Raw genomic sequence first — 6170 nt, forward strand, 5'->3', positions numbered from 1 at the left:
GCCGTAATGGTGCGACTTGTGGCAGTTGCGGTCGACGATTGCGATGTCGCCGGGACCCAGCAGCGCCTGCACGGCCATCTTGTTGGACGTCGAGGTGCCGTTGGTCACGAAGTAGACGCGGTCGGCGCCGAGCGCGCGCGCGGCCTTCTCCTGCGCCTTCTTGATGTTGCCGGTCGGCTCCAGCATGCTGTCGAGGCCGCCGGTGGTCGCGCTGCTCTCGGCAAGGAACAGGTTCAGCCCGTAGAATTCGCCCATGTCGCGGATCCAGTCCGACTTGAACACGGACTTGCCGCGCGCGATCGGCAGCGCGTGGAAGGTGCCGATCGGCCGCTGCGCATATTTCTTCAGATTGTCGAAGAACGGCGTGTCGAAGCGATCCTGCACGCCCTCCAGAATTGAAAGGTGCAATTCGAGGATATCCTCGACCGAGTAGAACACCCGGCGCACCACATCGGCTTCGGGATTGCCGGCCAACTCCTCGACGTCGCGATTGGACATGAGGTAGAGGTCAAGCTCGGGACGCACCCGCTTCAGGATATGGGCCAACCGTAGCGCGGACGCATCGGACTCGTCGTTCAGCCCCATGGCGCCGGTCATGGCACGAAGCACGGGCGCATCGTGGCGCGAGCGCAGCCCGAAGCCTTCATTGATCACCACCGCCGCGATATTGGGGTTCAGCATTGCCGCACAGAAGGCATCCTCGAGGTTACCCACGACCACGGGCTCATAGATGAAGGCGTCGACCGGACGCCGCAGCTTGCGCCATTCCGCCAGGAGCCCGGGCCAGTTGTTGGCTGGCACCCCGGTCACGATCAGGGTCTCGAAGTAAGGACGGCGCGCCGCCGATTGCCCCAAGGTTGGCGGAAGCAGATCGGGAACGTCGCCATTGCCATCGTCCTGCGTGCTCCAGTCACCTGCATGCTGGCGGAAGGATTTGGTCTGAAGTGCCTGGGCGATCCGCGTCGCAAGCATATGCGAGGTGGCGGCGTCGCCGGCCGCCGCGGCTTCCTTCAGCGCCGCCATCAAACGAAGGCCCGGGTAGCCGTGGAACTCCTCCGTCACCGCAAGCGCCGACAGCGCCGCGTCATACGCCGCACGGTCGCCGCCCCTGCTCCATACCTTCGCCGCCTCAACCAGATCGCGCCAATTGTCGGCTCGTCCGCCGGGCCCGGAGAAGAACTGGTCGATGCGCTGCTGTGCCGGCTTCGCGTCGTTGGCCATGAGAGTCTCCCGATCTCGTGATCTCAGCGCTGGTTCTGTCCGATCGTACAAACTGGGCCCATTGCACCCTTTGATCCAAGTCAAGCTGCAAGCTGGATTGAGACAGCCCCCAAGCGCGTGTGATCACGACGTCTTGCGGCGCAACAAGGCTGGATTGTCGCAGCAGTCCGCACGGCCGCGCACCCTAGGTGCTTGCCTGTGGCTTCCTGTTGCTCAATACGCTGTCGAGCGTACGCATCCAGTCGCCGCTATCGGTCTTGTCGGCAAGACCATCCGCCTGAAGCAGATCCCGCAACTGCGCGTGCGCGCCCACGATGCAGAATGTGATCTGGCGAGCTGCGAGCTCCTGGTGAAGGTCGTGCAGCATGCGCGAGCCCGCAAGGTCGATGAACGGCGAGGCCGACAGGTCACAAGCCACCAGCTTGACGTCGGGCGACACCCGAAGCGCCGCCAGCACCGTTTCGAAGATCGTCTCGGCATTGACATAAAGGAGCGAGGTCTCCGGGCGGAACGCGATGATCCCGGTCAAGGGCTCGACATCATCGTGTCGCGCCCGGTCGGAATAGCGCCCACTGCCGGCTTGACGGCCCAGAAACGCGATATTGGGCTGGGACGCCCGTAACAACAGCAGGAAGATCGAGGCGACGGCCGCCAGCAGCACGCCCTGCAATATCCCGAGGAACAGCACGGACACCAGCGCGATGATTGCGGCATAGAAATCGATCCGGCTGATCCGCCACATTCTGGCCAGCGCCGAAATATCGACCAGTTTGTAGACGGCTGAGAAAACGATCGCGGCGAGCACGGTCTTCGGCAGATTGGTCAGCAGGCCGGTGAAGAACAGCAGGCAGAGTGCGAGGGTTGCCGAACAGAACACCAGCGCCAGCGGCGTGCGTGCGCCGGCGGCGTCATTCACGGCCGACTGCGACAATCCGCCGGCGACGGGATAGCCATGCCCGAAGGCTGCGGCGAGATTGGCCGCGCCGAGTCCCAGAAACTCCTGCCTGACATCCAGCGGGTAGCCGTGCTTTGCCGCAAAGCTTCGCGCGGCAGACACCCCTTCCACATAGGCCAGCACCAGGCATCCGGCAGCGATCGGAAAGAGATCGTCAAATTCGAGCAGACCAAATGTCGGCAGCGAAAGGGTCGGCAAGCCGGTTGGGATCGCTCCGGTCACCGGCAAGCCCAGTTCTGCGAGCCCGAATGCGCTGGCCGCGAGGATCGACAGCGCGACCACCGCCACCCCAACGGGCTTTCCGGGCAGTCTCTTCTCGCCGAGCAGGAGCAGCACCGTCGCAGCCGCACCAATGCCGAGCACCAGCGGCCTGGTATCGCCGAGCTGGCCGACAAGCTTGATCACGCGGTCGAAGAAGTTGTGGCCGCCTCCAGCGAGCCCGAACAGGCTGGGCAGCTGGCTCATGATGATGGTGAGGCCCGCTCCGGCCTTGAAGCCCACCAAGATACTATCGCTGATCAACCGCACCAGCAGGCTGAGCTTGAACAGCCAGGCGATCAGGCAGAGCACTGCGACGCTGAAGGCCACGAGACTGGCAATCTGCCCATAACGCGTGGCATCGCCGACGGCCAATATGCCGACGGCGCCGGCGATCATCAGCGAGATCGCCGATGTGGGTCCGACCGCGAGCTGCCGGGACGAGCCCAGCAGGGCGTATCCCACGCCGCCGAGCAGATAGCCATAGACGCCGATCTGCGGCGGCAGACCCGCGAGTCCCGCATAGGCCAGCGACACCGGGATCGCGTAGGCCGCCAGCGTGATCCCGGCGATTGCGTCCGCCCCAAGCCAGGATGCGCGGTAGTCGGCGAGCCAGTTCGCTGGCGGAAACCAGCGCATCCAACTCGTCTCTGCCTGGATCGACATCAAGCCCGCCGTATGACGCCACAATGGTCGCATGTGGTTGCGCCGGCGAGTCCGATGCGCGTTGATTCAGATCAAGCCTTGCAGTCGGCAATGTGCTTCAGATCTTGCGCGGCTCGATCGTCGTGGCCTGCACATTTGCCAGATGACTGCCGGAGCGCATGGCATGCGTCAGCACCGCTTACGGACCCTCGCAACCGCAGCGCTGCTGTTGCTTGGCCTGACCGCTCCAGCACGCGCCGATGACCAACAGTCACCCCAGCGCATCCAGGAAGAGATCTGGGTGTTGCCGACGCCGCTACCAATGTTCGCTTATCTGGTCCGTCCGCTCGGCGACGGTCCTTTCCCGCTGGTCATCATGAACCATGGCGTGTCGTTGAACGCCAGGGATCGTAGCTTTTTCCCGCTGGTCGAATTCCGCGATGCCGCAATGTGGTTCGCGCGGCGCGGCTACCTCGTGGTGGCACCGGTCGGGACCGGTTATGGCGCGGCAGCCATCGATATTCCCGAACGCGGTCTTTATGGCCCGTTCTTCTCCAAGATCGGGAAATGCACCAATCCCAATTTCCTCGATGCGGGCCTCGCCGTCGCGCAGGTCGATCTCTGGATCATTGATTACATGGCCGCCGAAAAGCGCACCTTGCCGAAGGACGTCATCGTCGTCGGACAGTCGGCCGGCGGCTGGGCTGCGATCGCGCTATCGAGCCTCAACCCGCCGCAGGTCAAGGCCATCATCACCTTCGCGGCGGGCCGCGGCGGCCGTGTCGATGGCAAACCCAACAACAATTGCGGCCCCGACAGACTGGTCGAGGCCACCGGCATGTTTGGCCATACATCGCGGGTGCCGATGCTGTGGTTCTACATCGAGAACGACACATTCTTCGGCCCGGCCCTCTCAAAGCGAATGCACGAGGCCTTCTCGCGCGCCGGCGGGCGAGCCGAATACCATCTTTTGCCGCCGTTCGGCGACGAAGGGCATTTCCTGATCGGCTCTCCCGATTCCATTCCCACATGGTCGCCTTTGGTCGAACGATTTCTAGTCAAGGTTCGCTAGGCGGCCGTTCCCGCTGGAGGAGCATCCATGGTCCGATATGGTGCCTTGGTGAAGTTGGTGCTGTTTGCGGCCGGTATCAGTGCTGCCCACGGTCAGCAGACGCCTTCACCACCGGCTGCGGCGAAGGACGGTGGCGAGGTGGCCCCGCGGGGGACACGCGCGCCGGTGCGAGATATCAAGTATGGCGAGTGGCGAAAGCTCTGCTTCAATGCTGCCGGCGCCAAGACATTATGCCGGACGACGATCACCGGCACCTTCCCAACCGGGCAGACGGCCGTTCGCGTCGATCTGATCGAGCGAGAGGACGGCAGCGACCGCGTCCAGCTGTTCCTGCCGGTCGGGATGTATCTGCAGGCTGGCGTCAAGCTATCGGTCGACCAGAAGGCCGTTCATCGGCTTCCCTACACCTGGTGCGCGACCAACATGTGCATCGCGGCCGATGTTGCCGATCCCAAGCTTCTCGAGGACATGGATGGCGGAAAGACGCTCTCGATCGAGGTGGTCGACACCAGCATTCTGACGATGACGACATCGGTGCCGCTCGACCGATTTGCGACCGTGCGCAAGGGGGCGCCTGCGCTGACGCTCGATCAAGCCATCGATGAATGATTGAGACGAGCAGCCGCTAGACCACGCCAGCCAACAGCCGTTCGATCGGTTGGATCAGCGAATTGGCAGTGAATGGCTTGGTCAGATAGGCCGCGCATCCCGATGCCATTGCAGCCATGCGTGTCGCCGGGTTGTCATTGCCGGTGATGTAGATGACGGGGATTTCGATGCCCTGATCCGCCAGGCGGTACCGCAGTTCGATCCCGGACCCATCGCTGAGATTGATGTCCAATATCAGACAAACCGCGCTGTCAAAGCTGCCATGTCTCAGCAACGCGCTTCCGGTCTCGAATAGCCTGGAGGCAAATCCACACTCCCGTAGAAGCCGTCCGATTCCACGGAGCATGGAGGGATTATCATCCACGACGAAAACGAGTTTCGCGGTCGGCAAATCCTGAAGCCTCTACCTATCGCTGAATGACCTTCGCCCGCGTATGGATAAAGGGCATGTCAAGCGGCTAACGGCGCGCAATATTCTCGCGGCCAATATCGGAGATACGCCGCGTCACAGAGCTTTCATATTGTACCATGGGACAGGAGGGCAGCGCTGCCCGGCAGATCAAGCCTTGACTTCGCCCCCGGACGCGCGCGTGCCGAGCTGCTCCGCGATCGAAACCAGCTCGGCAAGTGACTGCACCTGCATCTTCTCCATGACCTGGTGACGATGCGCCTTGATCGTGCGTTCGGTCGTGCCAAGCTCGTGGGCAATCTGCTTGTTGATCCGACCGCACACGATCAGATCGAACACCTGCCGCTCGCGTGGGGTCAACTTCGCCAGCAGCGCGCGCAGTGAGTCGAGCCTGGTTCGCTGGCCACGGGCCAGTTCGTGCCGCGCAACGGCGCGATTGATCGCCTCGATCAGCTGTTCCGACGCGATCGGCTTGGTCAAAAAATCTTCGGCACCTGCCTTGATCGCCTGGACCGTCGTCGCTGTGTCGGCATATCCGGTCAGGAACACGATCGGGAGTGTCGACCCCAGCTCGTTGAGGCGACGCTGCAGCTCCGGACCACTCATTCCGGGAATGCGTACATCCAGCAGGATGCAGCCGGTCTCCTCGTCGTCGGGCAATTGATCGAGCAATTCCCGGGCCGATGCGTACGTAGCAACTCGATAGCCTGCAAGTTTGAGCCGGCGCTCGAGCGCTGTACGAAACGAGGCATCGTCGTCAACTATGTGCACGTAAGCGTGCATTATTGCTCCACCGCCTGCCGATCGCCGCTACTTATTGAATGACCATCAGCCGTGGCTGAAAATACTGCGTTGGTCGTAAATCGAACCTTGCACCTCGGCAAGCAAGACCCAAACGCGCTACGCCGCCAGTGGCAGTGAGAGGTGGAATACCGCGCCTCCTCCGGACTGGTTCTCGGCCCAGAGCTGACCGCTATGCGCCAGAACGATCGTCCGTGCGA

Annotated in this window: 5 protein-coding genes and 1 pseudogene; 2 read left to right on the forward strand and 4 right to left on the reverse strand. The window is 62.7% G+C overall.

Annotated elements, in window-relative coordinates; translation table 11 throughout:
- Nucleotides 1-1221 (reverse strand): annotated as a pseudogene (locus tag PMN64_RS41300) (decarboxylase); the annotation flags it as partial.
- 184 nt (nt 1222-1405) lie between these two features.
- Nucleotides 1406-3100, reverse strand: a complete 1695-nt coding sequence (locus PMN64_RS41305) for a SulP family inorganic anion transporter (protein ID WP_411784916.1) — start codon at nt 3098-3100, stop codon at nt 1406-1408.
- Between the two features lie 163 nt (nt 3101-3263).
- Between PMN64_RS41305 and PMN64_RS41310 the strand changes: the two genes are divergently transcribed.
- Nucleotides 3264-4151 (forward strand): alpha/beta hydrolase family protein, encoded by an 888-nt coding sequence (locus tag PMN64_RS41310; protein ID WP_304499669.1) that lies wholly within the window; start codon nt 3264-3266, stop codon nt 4149-4151.
- Between the two features lie 27 nt (nt 4152-4178).
- Complete coding sequence (locus PMN64_RS41315) at nt 4179-4760, forward strand: invasion associated locus B family protein (RefSeq protein WP_411784917.1); 582 nt, start codon at nt 4179-4181, stop codon at nt 4758-4760.
- A gap of 16 nt (nt 4761-4776) precedes the next feature.
- Here the strand turns inward: PMN64_RS41315 and PMN64_RS41320 are convergent, their stop codons facing one another.
- Together PMN64_RS41320 and PMN64_RS41325 are read right to left on the reverse strand one after the other, a co-directional pair.
- Complete coding sequence (locus tag PMN64_RS41320) at nt 4777-5124, reverse strand: response regulator transcription factor (RefSeq protein WP_411784918.1); 348 nt, start codon at nt 5122-5124, stop codon at nt 4777-4779.
- 195 nt (nt 5125-5319) lie between these two features.
- Nucleotides 5320-5952: a response regulator transcription factor gene (locus PMN64_RS41325; protein ID WP_080687042.1), complete on the reverse strand. Its 633-nt coding sequence runs from the start codon at nt 5950-5952 to the stop codon at nt 5320-5322.
- Nucleotides 5953-6170 lie beyond the last annotated feature (218 nt).

Source organism: Bradyrhizobium sp. UFLA01-814, assembly GCF_046718885.1.
In the GTDB taxonomy this organism is placed as follows: domain Bacteria; phylum Pseudomonadota; class Alphaproteobacteria; order Rhizobiales; family Xanthobacteraceae; genus Bradyrhizobium; species Bradyrhizobium elkanii.